This window comes from Gordonia paraffinivorans (assembly GCF_900683595.1).
GTDB lineage: Bacteria > Actinomycetota > Actinomycetes > Mycobacteriales > Mycobacteriaceae > Gordonia > Gordonia paraffinivorans.
The window spans coordinates 854,341-877,311 of sequence record NZ_CAACYD010000006.1; the positions used below are offsets into that span (position 1 = coordinate 854,341).

The 22,971-nt window shown below is 68.4% G+C and carries 23 protein-coding genes and 1 tRNA gene; 8 read left to right on the top strand and 16 right to left on the bottom strand.

Annotated elements, in window-relative coordinates; translation table 11 throughout:
• The first annotated feature begins 359 nt into the window (after positions 1-359).
• Complete coding sequence (locus E1P53_RS10880) at positions 360-2,105, top strand: penicillin-binding transpeptidase domain-containing protein (RefSeq protein WP_131734303.1); 1,746 nt, start codon at positions 360-362, stop codon at positions 2,103-2,105.
• 25 nt (positions 2,106-2,130) lie between these two features.
• On the opposite strand, the gene E1P53_RS10885 is transcribed toward E1P53_RS10880, so the two are convergent.
• A tRNA-Asp gene (locus E1P53_RS10885) sits at positions 2,131-2,207 on the bottom strand.
• A gap of 90 nt (positions 2,208-2,297) precedes the next feature.
• Complete coding sequence (locus tag E1P53_RS10890) at positions 2,298-2,714, bottom strand: NUDIX hydrolase (RefSeq protein WP_109239895.1); 417 nt, start codon at positions 2,712-2,714, stop codon at positions 2,298-2,300.
• A gap of 175 nt (positions 2,715-2,889) precedes the next feature.
• Here E1P53_RS10890 and E1P53_RS10895 point away from each other — a divergent pair, with 175 nt between their 5' ends.
• Positions 2,890-3,114: an amphi-Trp domain-containing protein gene (locus E1P53_RS10895; RefSeq protein ID WP_006901210.1), complete on the top strand. Its 225-nt coding sequence runs from the start codon at positions 2,890-2,892 to the stop codon at positions 3,112-3,114.
• 64 nt (positions 3,115-3,178) lie between these two features.
• Here E1P53_RS10895 and E1P53_RS20745 read toward each other — a convergent pair whose 3' ends face one another.
• The 3 genes from E1P53_RS20745 to E1P53_RS10905 form a co-directional block, all read right to left on the bottom strand.
• Positions 3,179-3,418, bottom strand: a complete 240-nt coding sequence (locus E1P53_RS20745) for a hypothetical protein (protein WP_006901211.1) — start codon at positions 3,416-3,418, stop codon at positions 3,179-3,181.
• A complete protein-coding gene (locus E1P53_RS10900) occupies positions 3,415-4,023 on the bottom strand; it encodes a DUF5995 family protein (protein ID WP_006901212.1) in 609 nt (202 codons plus the stop codon). The genes E1P53_RS20745 and E1P53_RS10900 overlap by 4 nt, the downstream gene beginning before the upstream one ends.
• Before the next feature lie 195 nt (positions 4,024-4,218).
• The gene (locus E1P53_RS10905; protein ID WP_006901213.1) at positions 4,219-5,877 is read right to left on the bottom strand and encodes a nuclease-related domain-containing DEAD/DEAH box helicase; all 1,659 of its coding nucleotides are present in this window, start codon (positions 5,875-5,877) and stop codon (positions 4,219-4,221) included.
• Between the two features lie 258 nt (positions 5,878-6,135).
• Here E1P53_RS10905 and E1P53_RS20750 point away from each other — a divergent pair, with 258 nt between their 5' ends.
• From E1P53_RS20750 to E1P53_RS10925, 4 genes are all read left to right on the top strand, one after another.
• Positions 6,136-6,585, top strand: coding sequence for a PASTA domain-containing protein (locus E1P53_RS20750; protein ID WP_051997228.1), 450 nt, complete (start codon positions 6,136-6,138; stop codon positions 6,583-6,585).
• 138 nt (positions 6,586-6,723) lie between these two features.
• Positions 6,724-7,545, top strand: coding sequence for a universal stress protein (locus E1P53_RS10915; RefSeq protein WP_131734304.1), 822 nt, complete (start codon positions 6,724-6,726; stop codon positions 7,543-7,545).
• Between the two features lie 95 nt (positions 7,546-7,640).
• Entirely contained in the window at positions 7,641-8,159 is a 519-nt protein-coding gene (locus E1P53_RS10920) for an OsmC family protein (protein WP_131734305.1), read from the top strand.
• A 171-nt stretch (positions 8,160-8,330) separates the two neighbouring features.
• Entirely contained in the window at positions 8,331-9,416 is a 1,086-nt protein-coding gene (locus tag E1P53_RS10925; RefSeq protein ID WP_131734306.1) for an HNH endonuclease, read from the top strand.
• A gap of 26 nt (positions 9,417-9,442) precedes the next feature.
• Here E1P53_RS10925 and E1P53_RS10930 read toward each other — a convergent pair whose 3' ends face one another.
• Positions 9,443-10,156: a DUF1275 family protein gene (locus E1P53_RS10930; RefSeq protein WP_371831000.1), complete on the bottom strand. Its 714-nt coding sequence runs from the start codon at positions 10,154-10,156 to the stop codon at positions 9,443-9,445.
• Positions 10,157-10,274: 118 nt separating this feature from the next.
• Between E1P53_RS10930 and E1P53_RS10935 the strand changes: the two genes are divergently transcribed.
• Positions 10,275-10,907 (top strand): GNAT family N-acetyltransferase, encoded by a 633-nt coding sequence (locus E1P53_RS10935; protein WP_006901219.1) that lies wholly within the window; start codon positions 10,275-10,277, stop codon positions 10,905-10,907.
• Here the strand turns inward: E1P53_RS10935 and E1P53_RS10940 are convergent.
• Entirely contained in the window at positions 10,904-11,860 is a 957-nt protein-coding gene (locus E1P53_RS10940; RefSeq protein ID WP_006901220.1) for a hypothetical protein, read from the bottom strand. The two genes, E1P53_RS10935 and E1P53_RS10940, sit on opposite strands and share 4 nt — an antisense overlap.
• Before the next feature lie 125 nt (positions 11,861-11,985).
• Here E1P53_RS10940 and E1P53_RS10945 point away from each other — a divergent pair, with 125 nt between their 5' ends.
• On the top strand, positions 11,986-12,975 hold the full coding sequence (locus E1P53_RS10945; protein WP_006901221.1) for a hypothetical protein: 990 nt from the start codon (positions 11,986-11,988) through the stop codon (positions 12,973-12,975).
• A 140-nt stretch (positions 12,976-13,115) separates the two neighbouring features.
• Here the strand turns inward: E1P53_RS10945 and E1P53_RS10950 are convergent, their stop codons facing one another.
• From E1P53_RS10950 to E1P53_RS10990, 9 genes are all read right to left on the bottom strand, one after another.
• The gene (locus E1P53_RS10950; RefSeq protein ID WP_006901222.1) at positions 13,116-14,579 is read right to left on the bottom strand and encodes a flavin-containing monooxygenase; all 1,464 of its coding nucleotides are present in this window, start codon (positions 14,577-14,579) and stop codon (positions 13,116-13,118) included.
• A 123-nt stretch (positions 14,580-14,702) separates the two neighbouring features.
• Complete coding sequence (locus E1P53_RS10955) at positions 14,703-15,434, bottom strand: SDR family NAD(P)-dependent oxidoreductase (RefSeq protein ID WP_006901223.1); 732 nt, start codon at positions 15,432-15,434, stop codon at positions 14,703-14,705.
• The gene (locus E1P53_RS10960; RefSeq protein WP_131734308.1) at positions 15,431-16,363 is read right to left on the bottom strand and encodes an alpha/beta hydrolase; all 933 of its coding nucleotides are present in this window, start codon (positions 16,361-16,363) and stop codon (positions 15,431-15,433) included. The genes E1P53_RS10955 and E1P53_RS10960 overlap by 4 nt, the downstream gene beginning before the upstream one ends.
• Before the next feature lie 33 nt (positions 16,364-16,396).
• The gene (locus E1P53_RS10965) at positions 16,397-17,779 is read right to left on the bottom strand and encodes a glutamine synthetase family protein (protein ID WP_006901225.1); all 1,383 of its coding nucleotides are present in this window, start codon (positions 17,777-17,779) and stop codon (positions 16,397-16,399) included.
• Positions 17,776-19,065 (bottom strand): glutamine synthetase family protein, encoded by a 1,290-nt coding sequence (locus E1P53_RS10970; protein WP_165484420.1) that lies wholly within the window; start codon positions 19,063-19,065, stop codon positions 17,776-17,778. The genes E1P53_RS10965 and E1P53_RS10970 overlap by 4 nt, the downstream gene beginning before the upstream one ends.
• Positions 19,062-20,114, bottom strand: a complete 1,053-nt coding sequence (locus E1P53_RS10975) for a hypothetical protein (RefSeq protein ID WP_131734309.1) — start codon at positions 20,112-20,114, stop codon at positions 19,062-19,064. Before E1P53_RS10975 ends, E1P53_RS10970 begins: the two co-directional genes overlap by 4 nt.
• The gene (locus tag E1P53_RS10980) at positions 20,111-20,881 is read right to left on the bottom strand and encodes an SDR family NAD(P)-dependent oxidoreductase (protein WP_131734310.1); all 771 of its coding nucleotides are present in this window, start codon (positions 20,879-20,881) and stop codon (positions 20,111-20,113) included. The genes E1P53_RS10975 and E1P53_RS10980 overlap by 4 nt, the downstream gene beginning before the upstream one ends.
• A complete protein-coding gene (locus E1P53_RS10985) occupies positions 20,878-22,164 on the bottom strand; it encodes a YlbE family protein (RefSeq protein ID WP_006901229.1) in 1,287 nt (428 codons plus the stop codon). Before E1P53_RS10985 ends, E1P53_RS10980 begins: the two co-directional genes overlap by 4 nt.
• Positions 22,158-22,889 carry an SDR family NAD(P)-dependent oxidoreductase gene (locus E1P53_RS10990; RefSeq protein ID WP_006901230.1) on the bottom strand — a complete coding sequence of 244 codons (732 nt, stop codon included), beginning with the start codon at positions 22,887-22,889 and terminating at the stop codon, positions 22,158-22,160. The genes E1P53_RS10985 and E1P53_RS10990 overlap by 7 nt, the downstream gene beginning before the upstream one ends.
• Between the last annotated feature and the right edge of the window lie 82 nt (positions 22,890-22,971).

Genomic DNA, 22,971 nt, shown 5'->3' on the forward strand with positions numbered 1-22,971 from the left:
AGCGGCGCCTCAGGCACCGACATCCCGTGTCCCAGCGTGGGTCGCCACGTGTCGTGCGGCCGGGCTTCTGATCTGTCGCTCTCGGCTCCCGGCCGGCAAACGGGTTGGTGGACGGCCTGATCGAGCACCGAGTGGTCTCGCAGGGCCACGGTTGTCGGTGGCCCTGCGCCTCGCGGCCTGGACCACGCCAAACGGCGAGTCCGCGCGGTCGACGGCAAATCCGTGCCACCCTGGAAACCGTGGATCTCATCAGGCACCCGCGACCTTCGACCACCAGAGCCGAGAAAGTCCACGTCGGGGAGGCGAGAAGCCGCCCGGATCGTCGATGCACACAGCTCCGATGGCCGGCAATCCTGGGCGTGATCCTCTTGGCCGTCGGCACCCTGTCGGGGTGCTCGCTGTTCTCCGACTCGCCCGAGGACACCCTTCGGTCATTCGCGGAGAACCTGCAGAAGGGTGACGTCGCAGCTGCCGCAGGCCTCACGGATGACCCGCCGGCCGCTCGCGCCGCGATCCAGTCGATGTTCGACGGCATGGGATCCAAGCCGAAGCTGAGCGTCTCCGCCGACCTCGTCGACGACAAGCAGGTGACCGGCACGCTCGAACACCGCTGGCAGATCCGAGACGACACCGTCGAATACCAGACAGATGCGACGCTGGTGGACAGCGGCTCCGGCTGGCGCATCCGCTGGCAACCAGCGGTGCTGCACCGTCAGCTCCGCGACGGCCAGACGTTCTCATACAGCGACGACCGCGCCTATCGCACCCCGGTTCTCGACGTCAACGGACAGCCGCTGATGACCTGGCAGGCCGTCTCGCTCGTCGACCTCGATCGCGCACAGATCGGTTCGGCGGACGCGCTGGCCAGGGCGTTGCGCCCCGTCGAACCGGATATGACCGGCGCCGGGATCCGAAAGCTGTTCGACGGCAACGACGCGGCCAAGCAGAACGTGATCAGACTGCGGGAATCGGACTGGAAACGCGTGCAGCGCGCCGTCCAGTCCATCCCGGGTGTGACCACGTCCGAGCAGGGCGCCCTGCTCAGTGCGACGAAATCCCTTCATTCCCCGGCTATGTCGGGGCTCGAGGGGATCTGGCGCCAAACCATCGACGCAACCGCGGGTTGGTCGGTGTTGCTGGTCAACGACGACGGATCCGCGGCACACCTCGTGGATTCAGCGCAACCCCGGCCGACCCCACCCGTGCAGACCTCCATCGACCGCGACATCCAGACCCAGGCCCAGCGCGCCGTCGACGCCGAGCGACGGCCGGCGATGATCGTCGCGATCGCACCATCCACCGGCGGGATCGTCGCCGTGGCGCAGAACGACGCCGCCGACAAGTCGGGGCCCGTCTCGCTCAGCGGCCTGTACCCGCCCGGTTCGACCTTCAAGACGGTGACCACCGCCGCCGCGCTCGCCGACGGGGTCGTGCAACCCACGTCGCAGGTCCCGTGCCCCGGCCGCACGACGATCGAGGGCCGCACGATCCCCAACGAGAACGACTTCGATCTCGGAACAGTGCCACTCGCGACGGCTTTCGCCCGATCCTGCAACACCTCGATGGGCGCGCTGGCCAACAAGCTGCCCGCGAACGCGCTGACGGACATGGCACGCCGATTCGGCATCGGCGCCGACTACGACGTCCCCGGCCTCACGACGGTGACCGGCAGGGTTCCCGTCGCCGATTCCCCGGCTCTGCGCGTCGAGAACGGCATCGGCCAGGGCACGGTGACGGTCAGTCCGTTCGGGCTGGCGCTGGCCGAGGCGAGCCTGGCGCGCGGCGAGACCGTCTCCCCGGTGCTCGTCGACGGACAGAGCACCAGCGGGGACGTCGAACCGAGGAAGATCCCCGAGGCGGTCACCGGCCCGCTGCGGAGCATGATGCGCGACACCGTGACCCGCGGCACCGCCACCGCGCTACGCGACGTCCCCGGCCTGGGCGGCAAGACCGGGACGGCGGAGTACGGCGACAACAAGAACCCGCACGGCTGGTTCGCCGGGATCGCCGGCGATCTGGCGTTCGCGACGCTGGTCGTCGGGGGCGGATCGTCGGCACCGGCCGTGGGTGTCACCGGGGAGTTCCTGCGACCGCTTCGGAACTAGATGCACGCAGACCATGTCTGCACTTTGGCGACCCTGACGGGGCTCGAACCCGCGACCTCCGCCGTGACAGGGCGGCGCGCTAACCAACTGCGCCACAGGGCCTTGCTGCGAACAAAGTACTGCATCCCGTCACCCGGGTTTCGACCACCCCCACCAGTGCGATCACGGGCGCCTTCCCGGGGCCCACGCCGGTCAGCGCTCGCCCGCCTCCCCGAGCTCCGCGGAGCCGGCGAGCAGGAACGGGAAGACGGCGTCCCGGAGCAGCGGGGCCACGGTCTCGTCGTCGAGGTCGCGCCAGGACACCTCCGCGATCTCGGCCTTCGGGGCGGCGACCTCCACGTAGGGGTGCTCGAACACGTCGGCGATCACCCGCCGCCCGCTCTCGTTGGCCGCGGCCGCCTCGAACTCGCCGAGCGCTCGCAGGTCGTCGGCCGAGATCGACACCCCGAGCTCCTCGAGGCACTCGCGCACCGCCGCGTCGACGGGTCGCTCACCGGGATCGGGCTTTCCGCCGGGGAACATGAACATGCTCGTGCCGCGCTTGCGAACCGTCAGCACCCTCCCGTCGGCGTCACGGATCACCACTGCACTGACCCGGATCGGCTCCATGCGGCCACTCCCCTTCCCGTTGCGCGGTCGTCTGGGCCATCATGTCGCAGATCTCCGGCGGCCCGTCGGGCACACCGGGACCGCAGCTCCGCGCCGGGACCTGCCCGGCGACGGCCGCCTGCCAAACCGTGCCCGACTTCTTGACCCGGTGTTCGCGATCGGCTCAGATGAACCCATGAGCGACGAACTGTTCGAGCACAAGGCCAAGACCACGCTGACGCGCGAGGACGCGGCGAAGCGACTCCACGCACTCGCCGACGCGATCGCGCGCCACAACGAGGTGTCATACGTGCAGAACGACAAGACCGTCCGTATCGACGTCCCGGCAGAGGTCGAGCTGAAGATCGAGTTCGAGAGCGGCGAGGGCGAGGGCGAGATCGAGGTCGAGATCTCCTGGTGAGCCCTGAAGACCACACGGGCCGGTGACACAGCGTCACCGGCCCGTTTCTCGTCGTGGGTGGAGATCAGATCTTACCGAGGTTCTCCATCTGATCCAGGGCGAACAGCGAGGTGCGGTACATCGCGTCGATCTCGGCGACCGTCGCACCGCGGGTCGCCGGGTTCTGCAGACCGAAGTTGTTCACGAGCGCGACGGTGCGCGTCGACTGGAACAGCAGGGTCGTGGCCTGGCTGTCACCGATCACGTCGCCCAGGAACCAGGCGGTGAATAGCGGATGCAGGTCCACGCCGTAGGTCTTCTTCACGTCCCGACGATGGTCGGGGTGGCGTCGACGAGCGCGTTGCCGAAGGCGTAGTAGTCACGCGTGTGTTCGGCAGTGGTGCCGATGTTCTCCAGCGCATACGGGAAGTCGACGATCAGGTGGGCGAAGATCTGCCCGAGGAGGACGCGGCCGGGACTGCGGTCGCACTTCTTGGTCAGCTTGAAGGCCTCGGCCCAGTGCGCCTGCGGGGTGCCGCCGGTGACGAACTCGTGGAGGTTCCCCACGTACAGCCGCACGACCTCGACTGCCAGGGCCTCGGCCCACTCGGGATCGTCGTAGGTCCCCGAGGCGATGCTCGGACCGACGAGTTGCAGGATGTTGTCGAAGGCGATCGGGAACGTGCCGAGATAGTTGTCCGACGTGCTGAGTTCCTTGCGCAGGTTGCTGATCGCGGTGCGCGCATCGTCGAAGGTCTTGATCCCGGATACGTCGGTGAGTTCCGCGAGGCGCTTCTCGCTCTCGGGAGTCGACGCGGGCACACAACGGGTCGCCGGCGCGGCTGCGGCCTCCGCTCCGACGAGGCCGGCTCCCCCGACCAGGACAGAAGCGGCCACGAGGCCTGCGCACAGGGCACGTCTGACGTTCATGACGGGTCGGCATATGCACGGCACGTAAGTCGACCTACACACCCCGACCGATATGTCCCGTTTCCGTGGTCGCTATCATGTGGCGGCGAGATTTCCTGTGTGAAAGTAGCGTTCGTTCACTCTGACACACTTTGGAACGGGTCGGGAATGGACAGCCGTCCCAGTGCACCGGACGCATTGCCGCGCTCCCCGAGATCACACCCCGATTCCCAGACGACGGGCCACCTGCGGTCCGCCGACCTCGCACACGAAGTCCGGGTCGCCACACACGACGAGTTCGTCGCGCGCCCGGGACAGGCCGACGTAGAGACGCTCACGTGACCGGTCCCAGGCCTTCTTCTCGTTGAGCGCCAAGACGACGACCCGGCGCTCGAGCCCCTTGAAACCGAGGACGTGCCCGTAGAAGACCTGCTCGTCGTCCCAGAACGACGCCCAGTAGGCCTTGTTGCCCTCGGCCTGCCGAGCCTTCTGCTCGGGATGGCGGCTTCCGGTGGTCAACAGCGCGATATCCTCCGGACGCCACCCCTCGTCGAGCAGCAGATCGATCTGGTCGTCGGCGACGTCGAGCGCCTCCTCCGGAGAACACGGGATGAACCGGACCTCGGGACCGTCGCCGCCGTGCAGCTGCATCCGTTGCCCGACAAGCGGTTTGAATGTCTCGGCGATCTGCTTGGTGTTGCGCAGGTTGTGGTCGAGGACCAGCGGGACGAGGTCGACCGGCGGCGAACCCTGCCGCGCGAAGACCCGCTGCGCCTCGTCGATGAACACGTAGATGCCCCCGTTCTCGGGGTCCTTCAGGCAGGCCAGCAACGGCTTCCACCAGTCGTCGGCGAAGTCCTGCGCCTCGTCGACGACGATCGCGTCGAACCGCTTTCCCGGCGGGAGTTGCTGTGCCAGTTCGTACATCTGACGCGGCAGAGTGTGCTCCCAGAACTCCTGGGCGGCCTCGGTGCGCTCCCGTTCGTCCGGACCCGTCGCCGCACCCCAGGTGATGCCGAGCTCGTGGAACTCCCCCACGTAGGCGGGACGTTCCTTGTGCCCCCATGTGGCGGTGAGCCTTTCGAGATAGGACGCCAGCCCGTGGGAGTAGCAGACCAGGGCCACGCGCCGGCCCGACTTCGCGAGGCGCCGCGCCTGCTCGACGGCCAGAAACGTCTTCCCGCTGCCGGCCCCGCCCCGGACCTCGACGCGGTTGAGCTGGGTGATCGCCCGCAGGATCACCGCCTGGTGGGAGGTCAGCGTGTCGGCGACGCTCTCGTTCTCGAGCGCCCTGGCCACGACGTCCCGCTGAGGCAATCCCCTGCCGCCCAACGCGATACCGAGTTGATGGATGCCGTCGGCGTCGATCGGCGGCAGGTCGAGGCCCCTCTTCAGCACGACGCTGCGGATCAGCGGCATGAGCTGGTCCAGCTGGGTCCGGTCGACGATCTTCCACCGGGGGCAGTCCGGGAGCGCGAACGCCGGACCCACCTCGGTGTGGGGCAACACGACGACGTGATCCCAGCGGAGTCGGCCGACGGTCCAGCGCGGGTCGGACTCGACGAACTCCCTCAGCGCGTAGCAGGCCTCCCGCGCCTGCGCGACCGGGTCGATGGGCTTCGGCGCCTGCCCGACCCGCTCCTGCCACCACGACTCGCCGTCGTGCCAGACCTCGCCGCCCTTGACCTCCACGCAGACGATCCCGGCGCCCTCGATCGCCACGACGAAGTCGATCTCGTGATCTTTCACGTGATCGGTGACCCGCTGCCCGACGACGAGCAGGTCCTCGTCGGCGAGCTGGGCGGCCAAGGCGTCGAAGACGATCTCTTCGCTGGCTGCCGCGAAGCGCGGGTTCGCGGGGATCACCGTCGGCATGTCGTGTCTCGTCCTCCCACAATCTGCTCGCTCGAATCCCGGGGCCACCGCGCCCGCACCCGTCACTCGGCGGGCGCCTCGTCGGATTCCGGCCTCGCCGCACGCTACCGCGTCCGGGCGACGGGTCCAGCGCGCCGCGGGCAGATGCGTCTCGATTCCTCCGATCGGACCAATCGCCTGTCCCGGGCTAACGACTCGCTCCCGCGGCGGGATCTACCGTTCGCCCGACAAACGCAGCCCCAGGAGATCGAAGACATCATGCGCAGCAGCTTCGTCCCGCTCGCCGCTGCGGTGAGCGTCTCGCTCGCCGCGGCCACGGCCTGCGGCGCAACCACGGACGAAAGGTCCGGGGCCGCCGTGACGTCACCGCTGCCGACGACCACCGTGACGGAGACGGTGACCGGCACGACCCCGGCGCCCGCCCCCGGACCGGCCCGACGAAGCCAGACCGAGACGCCGCCACCACCCACCACCGGTGCGCCGATCATGCCCGACGTGGTCTGCATGAACCTCCAGGACGCGCAGGACAGGATCCAGGAGGCCGGCGTGTTCTTCTCCCGCAGCGAGGACGCGACCGGCCGGCGACGATCGCAGATCCTCGATCGCAACTGGATCGTGGTGGGCCAGACACCGAGTCCCGGAACGCCTTTCGGTGAGGGAGAGGCCGTTCTCGCCGTCGTCAAGATCGGCGAGCCCCACGACTGCTGACCGCGAGGTCGACGGATCGTCGCCCGACCCGCCTGCGAAGCACGGCTGTCCGACTAGCATTTCCTCCGAGACCGGCCACGTGGCGGCCCCGGACATCGGCCGCCCCGGTTCGCGGAGGGGGAGGTCGTACTCGGGACGATGACGACCATTGCGGTGGGGCTCGACCACAGCCCGGAGTCGGAGGCGGCAGCTCGTTGGGCCGCGCCGGCGGCGATCCGTCGTGATGCCCGGCTGCTGCTCGTCCACGGCTATGCGCCGACGGGAACGGCGCAGGGTCTCGCCGAGTTCGACATCGAGAACATCCGCGACGCCGCCATCGCGCGCGCCGACGCCGTCGCCGCCGCCCTACGCGACGACCATCCGACCCTGCGCGTGGACACCCTCATCCGGCCGGATCTCCCCATCCCCCTCCTGCTGAAGGTGTCGGAGGAGGTGCGGCTCCTGGTCCTGGGGCACCATCGGGCCGGCTGGCTCGAGCGGCTCACCGCCGGCAGCGTCAGCGCCGCGGTCGCGGCCCGCGCGAAGTGCAACGTGGTCACGGTTCCGTTCGGCAACCTCTGCTTCGACGGGCCGGTCGTCGCGGCGATCGACGTCGACGCGCCGTCGGAGCAGGCGCTCCAGAGCGCCTTCGACGTGGCCCGTGAGATCGACCAGCCGGTGACCGTCATCTCCGCGATCTCGGATGATGCTGCGCCGGAGGAGATCTCCGATGCCTATGCGCGCGCAGAGGCGCTTCTCGCGCCATGGCGGCAGCGCTACCCCGACCGGCATGTGACCATCCAGCTCATCAACGGCGACCCGCATCGTTCGCTGGCCGAGGCCGTCCCGCACGCGTCGCTGCTGGTGATCAGCCGCCCGCGGTCCGGCGTCTTGTTCCCCGCCTGGATCACGTCGGTGACACGCGCCGCCCACCACGCGTCGAAGTACCCGGTGGCGGTGGTCGACCACTCCGTGTCCTGACTTCGGCGAGTTCGGATCACCGTGACGCTGAACGGTGTCCGCTCCCGGTTCTACGGCTAGCTTCGTCGGCACCGGATCCCACGCGAAGGAGCACCATGACCGAGACCGCCACCCGCCTCAACGACGTCGACATCGCCGCCGTCGGGCAGCTCGTCGAGGGCATCCGCGCCGACGAATCCAAGGCGCAGACCACCTGGGCGGCCCATGTCCAGTGGAACGGCGCGTTCGCCTCGCAGGCCCGCGTCCGCAATTTCTCGCCCATCGCGTCCGACGAGCCGACGGCGCTCGGCGGCGGCGACACCGCACCCAACCCGGTCGAACAGCTGCTGGGCGCCCTCGGCAACTGCCTCGCCGTCGGGTACGCGGCCAACGCCACGCTCGCCGGCATCGAGCTCAAGGATCTGCGCATCGACCTGAAGGGCGACCTCGACCTGAGCGTCTTCCTCGGACTCGCCGAGGGACACGCCGGCTTCACCTCGATCACCGCGAAGGTCACCATCGACTCCGACGCCCCGCAGGAGAAGCTCGACGAGCTGCACGCCCGGGTCAAGGCGAGCTCGCCCGTCGGGCACACGCTGGGCAACGCGGTGCCGGTGGACATCGTCCTCAACTGATCGCAGCCACCGACCTCGGGCCCGGCGACCGTTCGGCCGGGACCTGAAAGACAGCCGGCGAGCACTCCGATGGTGCTCGCCGGCTGTTTGCTCGTCGTGGCCGCCTCACATGCCGCGCCACTGTCGGGATCTGCACTGCCTCATGGCTCCACCACTCATAGACTCTGACCCGTGCCCCTGACCGTCGATCCGCTCACGCTCGGCCAGCGGCTCGTCGCCGTCCTCGAGGACGGACGGCGCACCGCCACCTACAAACTCGCGGTCCTGATGGCCTTGCTGGATCTGGCGGTCGAATCGGTTCCCGAGGACCCCGATGCCGCCGTGGACATCGATCTCGACGAGCTCACGACACGCGTCATCGAGCTGTATTGGCGGCAACTGCGTCCGCTCGACGGACATCGACTGCGCCAGTCCAACGACGGACGCGGCGTCATCTTCGACGCGCTTGCCCGCCTGGCGGAGGACGCCGCGGCGGGTCGGCGACCACCAGGTCTCCGCGCCGTGGCGGCTTCTCACCCGGACGAGTACCTCGCCACACACCTCCGCGTGAAACGAACCCTGGTGCGCTACCCGCTGAAGCTGGTGCAGAACCTCACCTCCGGGGGTTCCGAGGAGCGCTTTCTCTACGACGACTCGTGGATGGGAACGGATTCGGTGAAGCGCATCGCCGAGCACGGAAACAAGCTGACCCTCTATCCCGGTGTCTGTCACACGATTGCCCGCCTGGCACCGCTGCTGAAGCCCGCCTTCCAACTCGCGTGGGTCGACGACGTCCGACGCATGAACAAGGACTTGCTCTCCGACGGCCCCGATCTGGCGCAACATCTGTTCGGGGCCGACCGGATCTCGCTCCAACGCGCCGGCGACGTGCTGGCCGAGGCGTTCGATCCCTCCTGCTTCTACTGCAACGCGGCGGTCCGACGGTCACGCCACGTCGATCACGTGTTGCCATGGTCGCGTGTGGGAATCGACGGGCTGGCGAACCTGGTGTTGGCCTGCCGAGGCTGCAACAGCAGCAAGTCCGACCGGTTGCCTGCACCGGCCCATGTCACCCGCGCACTCGACCGGGGGCGCGGCACCCTCGATGAACTCGCCGCCCAGATCAACTGGCCGAGTCAGTACGACCGTGTGGTGGCAGCCGGACACGGCCTGTATCTGACCCAGCCGATCAACACCCCGGTGTGGGAGGGGCGGTCCGCCGTGCGAGCGCTCACTCGCGCCGATATCTCCTGGTTCCACGACCACCTGCCGCTCTGAGGACCAGACGACTCGGCCCGGTCTCGTCACACGGAAGTCGCAGGGTCGGCGCCCGCATGGGCGGCGAGGACGTATCCGCACACCACCACCCCGGCACTCACCGCCGCGGCCACGGCGAACACCGGCCACAGCGCGATCTTCAGCAGCAGCGCACCCACCAGGGCGCCGAGCAGGATCACGGCGATCGCGGCGAGGCGGCGGTTGAAGATCGTCGCCCTACTCGGGCGGGCGAACATGTCGATCGCCCAGGCCGTGATCGTCGACGTCACGACGACGGTCGTCACGTCGGCGACCCCGATCCGGCGTGCCGCCGCGGCCTGCATCCCCATCGCGGCGGCGGTCAGTCCCACCGCGGACAACCGGGCCGCGTGATCGCCGGCGTCGAATCCCGTCAGCACCGCGGTGACGGCGACCAGCACCGTGGAGACCGACAGGACCGAGACCAGCCTGGGACTCCAGCCCGCCGGCCCCGCCCGCAGGAACAGGCTCGCGACCCCTGCTCCGGCGATGAACGCCAGCAGCGCGAGGGCCGGCGAGAACACCGGCAACCCATGGGCACCGGCCGCTCCCATGCCCAGGATCAGCACGTTTCCGGTCATGTTGCCGAGGAACACCGTGTCGAACGCGAGGAAGCCTCCGGCGTCGACGATCCCGGTGGTGAAGGTCAGAACGAGCATGAGGACGAGGTCACGGGTACCGCCGGTAGGCCTCGGTGGCGGCGCGGGCGAACTCGCGGCGATCTCGTCTGTGCCCACGCTCGACTCCTCCCGCGATCGCACGATCCAGCAGATCGTATGCCGGTTCGTCCGCCTCCGCGACCGGCGGAGTGCACACCACGTCGCCGGGTATCGTCGTCCCGTGGCCGGATACGACGACGAATCCGCGGCTCCGACACGGCCTTCCGACGACGCCGCGCTCGACAATCCCGCGTGGTTCTCGCTCAGCGGCCCCCACGCGGGGCTCGCACAGCGCGTCGGGCGCGCGGTCCGATTCCACCCCGGCGTCGCCCCGATCGCCGCGCTGCCGACCGCACCGACGGGGAGCGACTGGTCCGATGCCGCCGAACTCGTCGGCCCCGGCGGGGCACTGCTCCTGTTCGCCGTCCCCGAAGCGGTGCTCCTCACCACCGACGACGTCCCCGAGATGACAGACCTGGCACGACGAACCCGACCCGGCCCCTTTCGGCCCCGCACCATCGAACTCGGCACATATCTGGGAATCCGGCACGACGACAGGTTGGTTGCGATGGCCGGAGAACGACTGCGCCTGCCGGGCCATACCGAGATCAGCGCGGTGTGCACCGATCCCGACCATCGGGGCCGAGGTCTCGCGACACGCCTGGTTCTCGCACTCGTGCAGCAGATCCGGGACCGCGGCGAGACACCGATCCTGCACGCCGACGGACGGAACACCACCGCGATCAGGCTCTATGAGCGTCTCGGGTTCGTCGTGCGCATGGAGGTCGTGTTCCAGAGGGCGGTGGCACCCTAGGAACCCGGGATCACGTCGCGTTTCAGCGATCTCGCGAGCGGCGCGATCTCGTCGAGGTAGATCGACGCGAGGATTCCCGACTCGTCGGCCATGTTGCGAACCCGATCGCCCTCGGCCCGATCGCGTTCGGCGTCGATGGCGTGCTCGAGTTCGTCGATCGCGCTGACCCGGTCGAGCCACGCCTGCTTCTCCTGACGCTGCTGGATGCGCGCGACGATCTGTTCGTAACTCGCGAAGGCCTCCAGACGTTCGACGAGACCGTCCAGCCGGGTCGAGAGCAGCCCCGCCTTCTCCGCGTAGGTCGCCATCACCTCGTCGTCGGTGCCGAGTGGACCGTCCGGCGGGTCGCCGAGGATCGCGAGCTGGTCGCGGATCCGGGTGGCGGCCCGGGCGATCGCGGTCACCTCGCCGGCCAGGTCGACGCGCACGGAATGCAGGTCGAAGAACTCCAGCCCCCAGGCCGGGTTCCGGCTGACGCGGTCGGCGACGAGCGCTGTGGTCCACGCGATCCGGCCGACCGGGTCCCGCACCATGTTCTCGAGTTCGGCGCGTTCCTCCCGGCCCGGCCGGTGGCGACGGGTGGACTGCGAGATCTGCTGGTCGTCGAGCGGACGGCCCGCCCAGATGTCGAGGGCGAGCACCCCGAAGTCGCCGACCCCGTCGTCGTCGGGACGTCGTGAGCCCTCGAGACGCTGCTGGATGTCCTGGCAGGCGGTCCAGCGGCGTGCGCGCGCGAGGCGCAGCCGGTCGGCGAGATCACCCGCGGCGTCGGCGGCGCCGACCAGACGTGCCGGGCGTTCGTCCGCGGTGACGGCGGCACCCGAGCGGCGGCGGCCGAGGTCCCTCTTCATGCCGCCGAACATCGCGGAGAAGGCTCCGATGGCCGCCGACGCGAGGAGGACGAGGGCCACCGCGAGCACCACCACGAAGACGGCCACCGCGACGAACACCATGAGTCCAGTAGAGCACGACGAGCCCACCGTCGGAGCAGTTCTTTAGCACCGATAACGAGGCGTCGCGGGCCTGTCGTACCCCGGGCCTAACGTGCCTTGTGTCCATCCCGATCGGAGGTCATCGCATGCCCGTCACCGTCACCGAGAGATCCCTCGATTTCGCCTTCCCAGAACTCCACGCCGACGCACGTCTCCGCATCAACGTCATGCGCACCCTTCGCGTCCCCGACGACGACACCACCTACGGATTGCCGCCGGGAATGGGCACATTCGAGTTGCGCACCGCCGCCGACACCTGGTCACGCGCGCACGGTTGGACACCGACCGACGTGGTGCTCCCGATGTGGCAGGCCGAGGCCGCGTGGTTCAGCTTCCACTGCCCGTCCGACTACCCGTTCCTGGTGCGGATCTCGGTCGGCGGGGTGAACGCCGTCACCGGCGAGGACTTCGCCGAGGAGATCGACTTCTTCGGCGAGGACTATTTCGAGGTGCCGGAGCAACCGTGGCTCGACGGGTTCCGCGTCGACGCCACGACCGTTCGGCAGTTCGTCGCGATGCCGCTCGGCCGCGGCTACACCGCCGCCGAGCAACTGACCGGCGACGACGACGGATCGATCCGAATCGAGGTCACGCCGCTGCGCGCCGACGTCTGGGAGGAGCGGGTCGCCGCCCGGCACGACATCGCTACCCCGGGGATGCCGGCCGGCGCGGTGTTCGACGGCCTCCTGTGCGAGGGTGTGCCCGACCCGGACGGGGCGACCGGCATGGGCCTTGGCGCCGGGGGCACGATCACCCAGTCGATCGCGACGCCGGTCGAGCCGCGCGGCAACTGGGACACCACCGCGACCAGCCGGTCGACCCTGCGCATCGTCAACAGCGCCGACTGGGAGGCCCTCACCGGCACCCGGCCGCATCACGAGCCGCCCACGATTGCCGAGTACGTCGAACACGGCTACCCGTGGTTCGAGTGGTACGACGACTCACTCGCCCGCCAGGGCGACTCGAAGTTCTCGTCGATCAAGACGGTGAAGGAGATCGGCGCAGAGAAGGGCGAGTCGCCGCTGCCGGACAACACGAGCTTCACCCCGCCGCAGCCGCACGTCGTCGGATCATGATCGGGCATCCACAGGATGTCATTTACGTCCCCTGACCGCGCGAGGTCGCCGGCCCCGATGTTTCCGGGACCGGCGACCCCGCACTCGTCATGCCCTCCTGGGGCGGCCGCCCTCGCCACCGGGTGGTGGCACCGGCCGGATCAGTCCGCGCGCGTACCGAGTCGACGGGCCACCTTGGTGGCGACCAGGTAGGGGGTGGCACCCAGCGGCCACTGGGAGACGATCCTGCCCTTGCCCGATTTCGCGCGGAAGTAGTTGGAGGTGTCCGCCCAGACCGTCTTCGCCAGCTGGTCCTGCAGCCACTCGTTGTACATGGCGTAGGCGCGCTCGCGTACCCGGACCCGGGTCAGGGACTTGTCGCGCAGCTTCGCGATCAGGCCGGCGGCGAACTTCGCCTGGGACTGGTAGAAGGAGACGAGCGGAACCGAGTTGGTGTTCGGGCCGTACATGATGAAGAAGTTGGGGAAGTTCGGCACCATCATGCCGAGCAGAGCGTCGGGTTCACCGGCCCACTGCTCGTGTAGATCGGCCCCACCCTCGCCATGCACCTCGAAGTTGCCCAGGTAGTTCGCCGCGTCGAAACCGGTTGCGAGCACGATGATGTCGAGATCATGCTCGTCGCCGTTCGCGTCGATCGCACCTTGCTTGGTCAGCCCCTTGACACCATGCGGGACGAGCGTCACGTGCGGACTCTTCAGCGCCTTGTAGTACGTGTCGCTGAGGACCGTCCGGCGGCCCTCGAACGCGAACTTCGGGGTGGCCATCTCCAACAGCTCCGGATGGGAGCCCAGCTCGCTCTGCAGGAACGCCAGCGACTGTGCGTACCGCATTCGGTTCGGCCGCCCGTTGGCGCGGGCGTGGCCGGCGAAGAACTGGCGCTTGTCGTAGTCGAAGTACAGCCGCAGACGGCGGTACCAGTACACCGGGGCGAACCGGTTCAGGCGACGCTCGGTCGCGGTGAACTCCCGGGCGTTCTTCGGCAGGATCCAGTTCGGCTCGAGCTGGAAGATCTTGACCTCGGAGGCGACCTTCTCCGCCTCGGTCACAATCTGCACCGCAGACGAGCCGGTGCCGACGACACCCACCTTCTTGCCGGCCATGTCGAGTCCCTCGATCCAGCGCGACGTGTGGCAGATGGCGCCCTCGAAATCGTGGTCGCCGCGAGCGAAGGGCGGGATGAGCGGGATGTTCAGGAATCCGACGGCGCTGATCACCGCGGTGAACGGCCCGTGGTCCTCACCCGAGCTCGTCTTGATCGTGTACTGGCGCTTCTCGTCCGACCAGGTCACGTCCTCGACCGCCTCGTTGAACCGCATGTGCTCGATCAGCCCGTGCTTGGCGGCCACGTAATTGAGGTAGCCGAGCAGCTCCTGCCAGTCGACGTGGGTGCGGGACCAGTCGTAGCGCTCATACGAGAACGAGTAGATGTGGGACTCCAGGTCCACCTCCGCCCCGGGGTACCGGTTGTAGAACCAGGTGCCACCGAGGCCGGGGGCCTTCTCGAACATGACGAAGTCGTCGATTCCCTTGCGCTGCAACTCGACGGCCGCGGCGATACCACTGAACCCGGTTCCGATGATCGCCACTCGTACTGGTGTTGCCATGTGGATGTCTCCCTGCTGATGATCCGACGCCGACCACTCACGGCGGTTGTTGACTATTGGCCTAGTCTTTAGACCTTATTTGGATGTGTCAAGGGCCTCTTGTGCCCTACTCGGACACCTTCCCTACTTGACCTGCACGCTCCAGCCGCCGTCGACGACGAGGTCCGTGGCAGTGATGAAAGATGCCTGATCCGACAGCAAGAATGCGATCGCTGCGGCGATTTCCTCGGGGTACCCCAGCCTGCGCATCGGCGTGCGCTCCTCCATGTCGGTCCGGCGCGCCGGATCCTCCACGTAGAGATGTTCGATCATGGGCGTGAGGATCGCGCCCGGGCAGACCGTGTTGCACCGGATGTTCTCCGGAGCCAGTTGCAGTGCGAGAGACCTGGACAGCGACACGATCGCCGCCTTGCTGACCTGATACGCGTCCAGGGGCGAATCCATCCCCCGCGTGCCGGCGATGCTGGCGACATTGACGATGCTGCGTCCCTTGCCCTTCCGCAGCGCCGGGACGGCCGCGGAGATGAGCGCACGGGTTGCGTGCAGGTTCACGCCGAGCGTCACATCCCACACCGCCTCGTCGGCGTCGAGCGCCGACCCGTCCCGGTCGAAGAACGCCACGCCCGCGGCGTTGACGAGGTGGTCCAGGCCGCCGTCGGCGAACGGACTCAGCAGCTCGTCCAGATCACCGGAACGCAGATCCAGGGGCACGTACCGCACATCGTCGGGCAGCGAGGCGGGCCGCTCCGGCTTGATGTCGGTCGCCACCACGCGGCAGCCGTCGGCGGACAGACGCTGCGCGGTGGCCAGTCCGATCCCGCCACCCGCCCCGGTGACCAGCGCGGTGCGGCTCATCGGGTTGCTCCCGTCGCGAACGCCTCACGCAGGCGCTTGCCGGCGAACTCCATCGCCTCGGACGCGGTCGGGAAGATCTGGTCGAGCCCGAAGAATCCGTGGATGAGCCCCTCGCTCTCGAACACCTCCACGGGCACGTCCGCCTCGCGGAGGGCCTGCGCGTAGAGCTCGCCCTGCGGACGAATCGGGTCGCACTCGGCCAGGATCACGGTTGCCGCCACGAGACCCTTGAGCTTCGCGTCGAGCACGGAGACCCGCGGATCGGTGGCCCAGTCCGGGCCCGGGAGGTAGTTGTCCTGGTGCCACTGCATCTCGTCGCGCTCGAGCATGATGCCCTCGTACTCGTCGTCGAAACCCTTGCCGAGGTCACAGGTGGTCACCGGGTAGATCAGCAGTTGATGCGCGAGCGGAGCCATCCGGTCACGCGCCTCGAGCGCGACCGCGGCGGCCAGGTTGCCGCCGGCGCTGTCGCCCGCGACGGCCACTCGCGAGACGTCGACCGGCAGGTTCCCGGGCACACGCGCCCATTCGAGGGCGTCGATGGCGTCGTTCACCGCGGTCGGGAACCGGTGGTCCGGTCCGCGGCGGTAGTCCACCGACAACACGGCGGATTCCGATGCGGTGGCGAGGAGCCGGGTCGTGACATCGTGCGAATCGATGCTGCCCAACAGCCACCCGCCACCGTGGTAGTAGACCGTGAGCGGCGGGTCCTCGGCCCCCGAGGGCAGGTACAGCCGTCCGCGGATGGTCTCACCGTCACGAGTGGGGATCGCGACGTCGCGGGTCTCGTGGATCGGCGGCTTCTCCAGCGCGGCGAAAGTGTTCTCGAAGTTCTCCCGCGCGGTCTCCACCGGCAGGAGGTGGGCATTCGGACGACCCGAGGCCTTCGAGTCGTCGATCATCTTCTGGGCGATCGGATTGAGGGGCATGACAGTCCTTCCTGGTGGGAATTCCGGTGCGGGTCAGACGCGCTCGTAGTAGCGCTTCTTCTCCCAGTCGGTCACCGCGCCGGAATCGAAGGCGAGCAGTTCGTTCTGTGAGGAGACGAGAAGATGTTCGAACTCTTCGTCGCCGAAGGCCGCGCGCAGCATCTTGCACTCGGCGAACCGGTGGAGTGCTGCGTGCATGGAGGTGGGTACCGTCTCGATCTGATGTGCGTCGTCCCAGGCGTTTCCGGAGAACACCTCGGGGGTCGGCAGGTCGCGCTGGACACCGTCGAGCCCGGCGGCGATGGTGGCGGCATAGGCGTAGTACGGATTGACATCCGCCCCCGGGATCCGGTTCTCGACGCGGAACGACGCGCCCTCGCCGACCAGCCGGAACGCGCAGGATCGATTGTCGGCACCGAGCGCGATCGCCGATCCGGCGAACTGATCGGGCTGGAACCTCTTGTAGGAGTTGATCGTCGGCGCGAACATCAGGACCACGTCGGCGGCGTGTTCGATCTGGCCGGCGACGAACGACCCGAACTTCTCCGACATGCCGCCGCCCTCCTTCGCCCAGCACAGCGGGGCGGGCGTGGGATCGGTGCTCCACATGCTCACGTGCAGATGACACGAGGAGCCGACCTCGTCGATGGCGGGTTTCGCCATGAAGGTGACGGTCAGGTCCGACTGGTTGGCCAACTGCTTGACCCCGTACTTGAAGAGCACGTGCCGGTCGGCCATCTCCAGTGCGCCGCAGTAGTCCAGCGTGATCTCCTGCTGCCCCAGGCCCCATTCGGGCTTGGACGACTCGATCGGGATGCCGAACTCGGGCATCATGTTCCGGATCTGGCGGATGAACCAGTCGTCGCGGGCGGACTGGATCAACTGGTAGTCCGACCGGTAATCGGACGTCATCGCCAAATTCTGGTATCCGAGCTCCCAGGCCTTGCGCGGCGGCGTCTGGGACAGGAAGAACTCGAGCTCGGAGGCGAACTGGAAGGCCAGTCCCTCCTCGGCCGCACGCGCTATCTGCTTCTTGAGGATCGTGCGCGGCGCAACCGACAGCAGCTCGTCGCGGTCGGCCTCGTAGGCGTCACAGATGACCATGGCACAGTTCGGTTCCCACGGAACACGGCGGAGGGTCGCCAGGTCGGGGACCAGGCGGATGTCCGCCCACCCGTTGGACGCGTTGGACACCGGCAGGTCGAGAGGGTTCATCTCGAGGTCGACCGCGAACACGAAGCTGCTCGCGTTGACACCGCCACCGTTCAGGCACAGCGAACGGAAGGCGTTGACGGTCAACCGCTTTCCGACCGTTCGTCCGTAGGGGTCGGGTGCGGCGCAGATGACCGTGTCGATCGTTCCGTCGGCGACATGTGCGTCGAACTCGTCGAGGGACAGGATTCCGGAATGTGTCACTGGTGCTCCAGGTGTCGTTGAAGTTCCCACGGCGTGATGAACGTGCGCATCCACGCCTCGTATCGCTGGTGCTCGGCTCTGCGGGTGGACGCGAATGCCTCGACGAACGCCTTGCCGAGAGTCTGTGCGGCATACCCGGAGTTCTCCAGGGCGGTGATCGCATCGCCCAGATTGTCGGGAAGTGCCTTCGCCCCGACGGGCCCGGCCTCCGGTAGGGGCAGCTGGTCCTGAAGTCCCACCAGTCCGCCCGCGAGCAGGGCCGCGGCGACGACGTAGGGGTTCGCATCGGCGCCGGGACGGCGGTGCTCGATCCGCGCCGCCTTCGTGCTCCCCAGAAGGGCTCGACACGTCGCGTTTCGGTCGTCGCTCCCCCAGAATGCCCGGTCGCCGACGAACATCGCCGGATCGGCCCGCTTGAACGAGTTGACGTACGGGCTGAACAGCACCGTGAAGTCCGTCATCGTCTGCAGCAGACCGGCCAGGTATCGCGAGCCCACGTCGGAGAACCTGCCCGGTTCGTCGACCATCACGTTCGCACCGTCTCGGACAAGACTGGAGTGCACGTGCCCGCCGGCCCCGGAGAAGCCGCCGAACGGCTTCGCCATGAAACTCGCGCGGAGCCCGTGCTCGGCACACAGGTCGCGGAGATACTGGCGCGCGCGGGCGGCGCCGTCGGCCGCCTCCTTGGCCGGCGCCGGCGCGAGCGCGAACTCGAAGAACCCCGGTCCGAGCTCGGAGTGGAAGGCCTCGACCTCGATACCAACGTGCGTCATGCGGTCGATGTACTCCGACGCCAGTTCGTCGGCCTCCACGGATCTGGTCAGGCTGTAGGCGTTGTGGGTTCGGCCGAGCGGGGTCAGTCCGGAGGTGCCGTGGAACTCCGCGCCCGGGGTCTCCCGGAAGATCCACACCTCGTACTCGTATCCGAGAACGGGCTCGAGATCGAGCGAGCGATACTCGTCGATCAGGCCCAGGAGCACACCGCGCGCCGAGGGGCCGAACGGCCGGCCGTCCGCGTCCACGAAGTCGGCGATGACCGCATCGGTCCCCTGCCGCCAGGGCAGCTCGACCCGGGTGGCCTCATCGGCGACGACCACCCCGTCGGGATATCCGTTCTCCGCGTTGCTGAACGGCGTGTCACTGGTGTCGTCCACCAGCGACAGCCCGTACGCGATGGTGCAGAACGCCATCCCCGAGTTCGTCTTGTTGGAGCGGACGAGTTTGCCCCGCAGGCCGAGGTCGTAGTCCGGGACCTCGATCTGGGTCATCGGCCTGAGTCTGCTCATGCCTTTCCTCCACGGTTTCCAGGGGTCCGTCCGACGCGGTGATAGACGCTGTCGGGGACCAGCGAGGGGTCTCGGTACACCCACCACGTGCACGCTGTCGCGGCACCGGGGTGTCCGGTCCAGATCGGCGGATCGATGACGCGCGTGGGGAATCCGATCCGGTCGATCGGCATCACCACGTTGAGCTGGCAGCAGTGGACGCAGTAGGAACAGATCCCCACCTCGTTCCACGCCCAGTCGTGCCGACGCGTCGTGGTGGCGAAGCCGTAGGGCGCCGCCGATCGCGGTTCGCCGCCGGTCACCTCGGCGTCGAGCATCCGGCCGCCGGAGCCGCAGGGCGCGAAGCGGAAGCCGATGCGGTCGGGTTCCTCGATCATCTCGAGGTCTCCCTGGCGATCCCGCCCGACCAGGTGGGCGTGGAACCCGTCAACGATCGCGACCATCAGCTGGTTCGCCGACACCTGCCACGGTTGGTTCTCCGGGGAGAAGCGCCGCTCGTGCGCGTCGTACCAGTCGGCCATGAGGAAGTCCCAGAGTTCTCCGAGGATGTCCTCGCCGCAGAGCCGGACCGCGATGTCGATGTGTCCGGCGACCCGATCCACGGCACGGTCGTGGATGCCGAGCCAGATGGCGTGCACCTCGTCGACGAGTTCGATCGCGCGACTGTCGCCGTCGCGGCATCGTCGGGCGGCGTCGAGGGCCGCGTCGCGGTACTCCGGCCACTCTGCCTGGATACCGGTCATGGCGACGTCGCCGATGACCGAACGCAACCGGTCCTGCTCACGTTCCAGTTCGGCGGGATCCACGCCCCGTCCGGTGAGCCACCGGGCGACCTCTGCCGGCCACCGCTCGTAGACGTCGCGGAGTTCGTCGGCCTCCTCGAGCGACACCTCGAGGAGGTCGGCCGCCGCTCGGTGGTCGCCGGCCTCGATACGCGCCTTGGCCGCCCTGAAGGTCCCCTGCGACAACTCGTCCCACGAACCGATGCGGGCCGGGCGCCCGAGGAACGTGCTGTGCGCGACGACCGGTGAATCCTGGCCCACGGTCATGTGAGCTCGAACCCGCCGTCGACCAGCAGTTCCGCACCGGTCGTGTACGAAGACTGATCGCTGAGCAGGAACGCCGCCGCGTGCGCGATCTCGTCGGGTCTGCCGAACCGCCCAGTGGGCACCCGCCGCTGCAGGCTGTCCGGCAGACGGGAGGTGTCACCGTGCGCCGCGGCCATCGGCGTGGCGACGAACCCGGGGGCGATGGAGTTCACCCGGATGCCCCGTGAGGCCAGCGCACGGGCCGCGGTCCGCGTGAGCATCGACAGCCCGGCCTTCGACGCCGCGTACTGCGGCGTCGGGTCCGGATCGGTCAGGGCCACGACGCAATGCGATTCGATCGAGCTGATGTTGACCACCGCTCCGCGACCGGACCGCTCCATGTGCGGCGTGACGGCGTCGATCAGGTTGTAGGCGCCGACCAGGTTCACATCCAGGGCCCGGCTCCACGAGTCCTGGCTCACGCCGGCGAAGCCCGTCGTCTCGAGCATGCCCGCGCAGTTGACCACGTAGCTCAGGCCTTCGCCGGCATGTTCGTCGACGATGTCCTGCAGGCCGCGACGATCGCGGACGTCGACCGCACACGGCACGTGGAGGTGGGCACGTGGGCCACTGACCTGTTCGGGTTCACGCAGGTCGAGTGCCAGCGTCCGGATTCCGGCGTCGATCAGCACCGCGGTCACGGCCGCGCCGATACCCGACGCCGCGCCGGTGACGACGGCGCCCTTCCCCGAAAAGGTCAGGGCCATGTGTGCGGTCGACGGGCTCATCGCGCTCCGTACCTTTCCTCGAACGCGGCCATGGCATTCTCGAAGCACTCACGCGGCGCGCGGATGACACCGGCACCGATCTGCCCGCCGTCGCGGCCCGCCAGGCCCACGTCCATCACGGGGTAGATGTCCTTCTCCAGGACCATCCGGGCGTCGACGCCGGTCGGGGTGCCGCGGAAGGAGAACAGCGGAATCCGGTAGGTGCCGTTCTCACCGTGGGTGATGGAGTACATCTCCCGATTGCGTTCGATCATCACGTCGGGAGATCCTCCCTGATAGTCCTGCAGCGACAGCGCGCAGGCCTGTGCGAAGCCTCCCAATCCGACGGTCTCTGTGATCGGGCTCTCGCCGCCCATCCAGGTGATCTCGTCCTCGGTGTGACCGGCGAACAGCTTGCCCTCGTGAACCGGCGGCGGTCCCTCGAACCACTGGTCGCCGAGGCCGGCGAGCTTGATGGCGAAGCCGCGGCAGCTGAACGCCATGGCGGACACCAGGGTCGAGCCCTCGACGACCATGGCGTCGGCGGACGCCTTCGCCGCGGCCATCGAGAGCCGCAGGAAGAAGTAGTCGTTCTCCGCGAGATGCAGCATCGTCTCCTGCACGCCGGGCACGCCTTCACCGACCATGCCCAGGACCGCGGGCAGGATCTCCCGGTTGAAGAGGATCGACGCCGCGGCGTTGCGGCTGTGGACCTCGTCGCCCATCCGCAGCGCCCGGGCGATGAGCGGCTTCAGCGCGATCCCGCCGCTGCGGCGGATCGCCTCGCCCACAACGGGCGCCAGCACGGTGTTGACGTGCAGCAGGCGCTCGTGGACCCCCTCGTCGTAGCAGCCGTAGTTGAGGCGGCGCGGTTCCTTGCCCTCGTAGAAGTTGCAGAACCCGACGTTGCCGTGGGCACGGTTCTCGACGACGAACACCGGCATCGAGGCCGTGTAGATGCCGGCCAGAGATCCCACCGCCGCGTAGTCATGGCAGGCGCCGATCTCGATGCGTCCACTGGCGAAGCCCTCGATGGCCTCCTCTCGGGACGTCGCGAGGCCTTCGAACAGCGCGCCGCCGATCAGCGCCTCACGCTGGCCTCCCGTGTAGTCCTCCCACGCCATCGGAGCACCGGAGGTGAGGACCAGGTTCTCCTTGTAACCGGGCAGCACCTCGCCCGCCGGCGCGACATCGACGACCCACGGGTCGGCGGCGTCCAACCGGGAGAATGCCTCGGCGTTGGCCTCGTCGACCGACACCGACGGCGCGAGGGCCACTCCCGACGCGCTCCCGCCGCTCACCATGCGACGACCCCGCCGTCGACGAGGAGGGTCTGCGCGGTGATGAACGAGGCCCGCGGCGACAGCAGGAACTCGACCGCCTCGGCGACCTCGGACGGCTCACCGATGCGCTTGAGCATGGCGTGGGCCGCGCTCTTCTCCTCGCCACCGGAAACCCGGGCCATCGATTCGCTCATGGGCGCACGGATCACACCGGGGGCGACGTTGTTGACCCGAATGCCGCGCTCGGCCAGCTCCTCGGCGACGTACCGCGTGTAGGCGGCGATACCCGCCTTGGTCGCGCCGTAGACCGACGCGCCCCGGAAGCGTCCGAAGTGCCCGGTGAGGCTGCCGACGTTGACGATCGCGGTCCCCTCGGTCAGGTGCGGCGCCACCGCGTCGGTCACGCGCGCCATGCCGGCGATGTTCACCTGGAACATCAGCTCCAGCTTCGCCTCGTCGATTTCACCGAGGAACGAATCACGGAGGACGCCGGCGCAATTGACGAGCCCGGCGAAGGTCTCACCCTCGTCGAGGACGGACTCGACGGCGCGGTCCACGTCGGCGCGATCGGTGACATCCATCTCGACGGTCACGATTCCGTCGCGCTCGACGAAGGCCGGGTCGAGTGCGTCGATGGCCGGCTCGAGGTCCGCGGCGACCGGGGTGTACCCCGACTCACGCAGCCGGTGGCAGATGGCCTGGCCGATGACCCCGGCACCGCCGGTCACTATGACTTTGTTCCCCACGAAGGGCTCCTTCTGCTCTGGATTACATTTCCGTGCGAGTGAGATCAGTGTCACCGCTAAAGGACTATTGGTCAAGTTTTCA

Excerpts from the sequence above, each read along its gene's own strand:
- E1P53_RS10950 (WP_006901222.1), bottom strand. The coding sequence starts at position 14,579 with ATGGCAACACCAGTACGAGTGGCGATCATCGGAACCGGGTTCAGTGGT.
- E1P53_RS10895 (WP_006901210.1), top strand. The coding sequence starts at position 2,890 with ATGAGCGACGAACTGTTCGAGCACAAGGCCAAGACCACGCTGACGCGC.
- E1P53_RS10960 (WP_131734308.1), bottom strand. The coding sequence starts at position 16,363 with ATGCCCCTCAATCCGATCGCCCAGAAGATGATCGACGACTCGAAGGCC.
- E1P53_RS10955 (WP_006901223.1), bottom strand. The coding sequence starts at position 15,434 with ATGAGCCGCACCGCGCTGGTCACCGGGGCGGGTGGCGGGATCGGACTG.
- E1P53_RS10975 (WP_131734309.1), bottom strand. The coding sequence starts at position 20,114 with ATGACCGTGGGCCAGGATTCACCGGTCGTCGCGCACAGCACGTTCCTC.
- E1P53_RS20750 (WP_051997228.1), top strand. The coding sequence starts at position 6,136 with ATGCGCAGCAGCTTCGTCCCGCTCGCCGCTGCGGTGAGCGTCTCGCTC.
- E1P53_RS10940 (WP_006901220.1), bottom strand. The coding sequence starts at position 11,860 with ATGGTGTTCGTCGCGGTGGCCGTCTTCGTGGTGGTGCTCGCGGTGGCC.
- E1P53_RS10970 (WP_165484420.1), bottom strand. The coding sequence starts at position 19,065 with ATGAGCAGACTCAGGCCGATGACCCAGATCGAGGTCCCGGACTACGAC.
- E1P53_RS10915 (WP_131734304.1), top strand. The coding sequence starts at position 6,724 with ATGACGACCATTGCGGTGGGGCTCGACCACAGCCCGGAGTCGGAGGCG.
- E1P53_RS10920 (WP_131734305.1), top strand. The coding sequence starts at position 7,641 with ATGACCGAGACCGCCACCCGCCTCAACGACGTCGACATCGCCGCCGTC.
- E1P53_RS10980 (WP_131734310.1), bottom strand. The coding sequence starts at position 20,881 with ATGAGCCCGTCGACCGCACACATGGCCCTGACCTTTTCGGGGAAGGGC.
- E1P53_RS10905 (WP_006901213.1), bottom strand. The coding sequence starts at position 5,877 with ATGCCGACGGTGATCCCCGCGAACCCGCGCTTCGCGGCAGCCAGCGAA.
- E1P53_RS10900 (WP_006901212.1), bottom strand. The coding sequence starts at position 4,023 with ATGAACGTCAGACGTGCCCTGTGCGCAGGCCTCGTGGCCGCTTCTGTC.
- E1P53_RS10945 (WP_006901221.1), top strand. The coding sequence starts at position 11,986 with ATGCCCGTCACCGTCACCGAGAGATCCCTCGATTTCGCCTTCCCAGAA.
- E1P53_RS10890 (WP_109239895.1), bottom strand. The coding sequence starts at position 2,714 with ATGGAGCCGATCCGGGTCAGTGCAGTGGTGATCCGTGACGCCGACGGG.
- E1P53_RS10985 (WP_006901229.1), bottom strand. The coding sequence starts at position 22,164 with ATGGTGAGCGGCGGGAGCGCGTCGGGAGTGGCCCTCGCGCCGTCGGTG.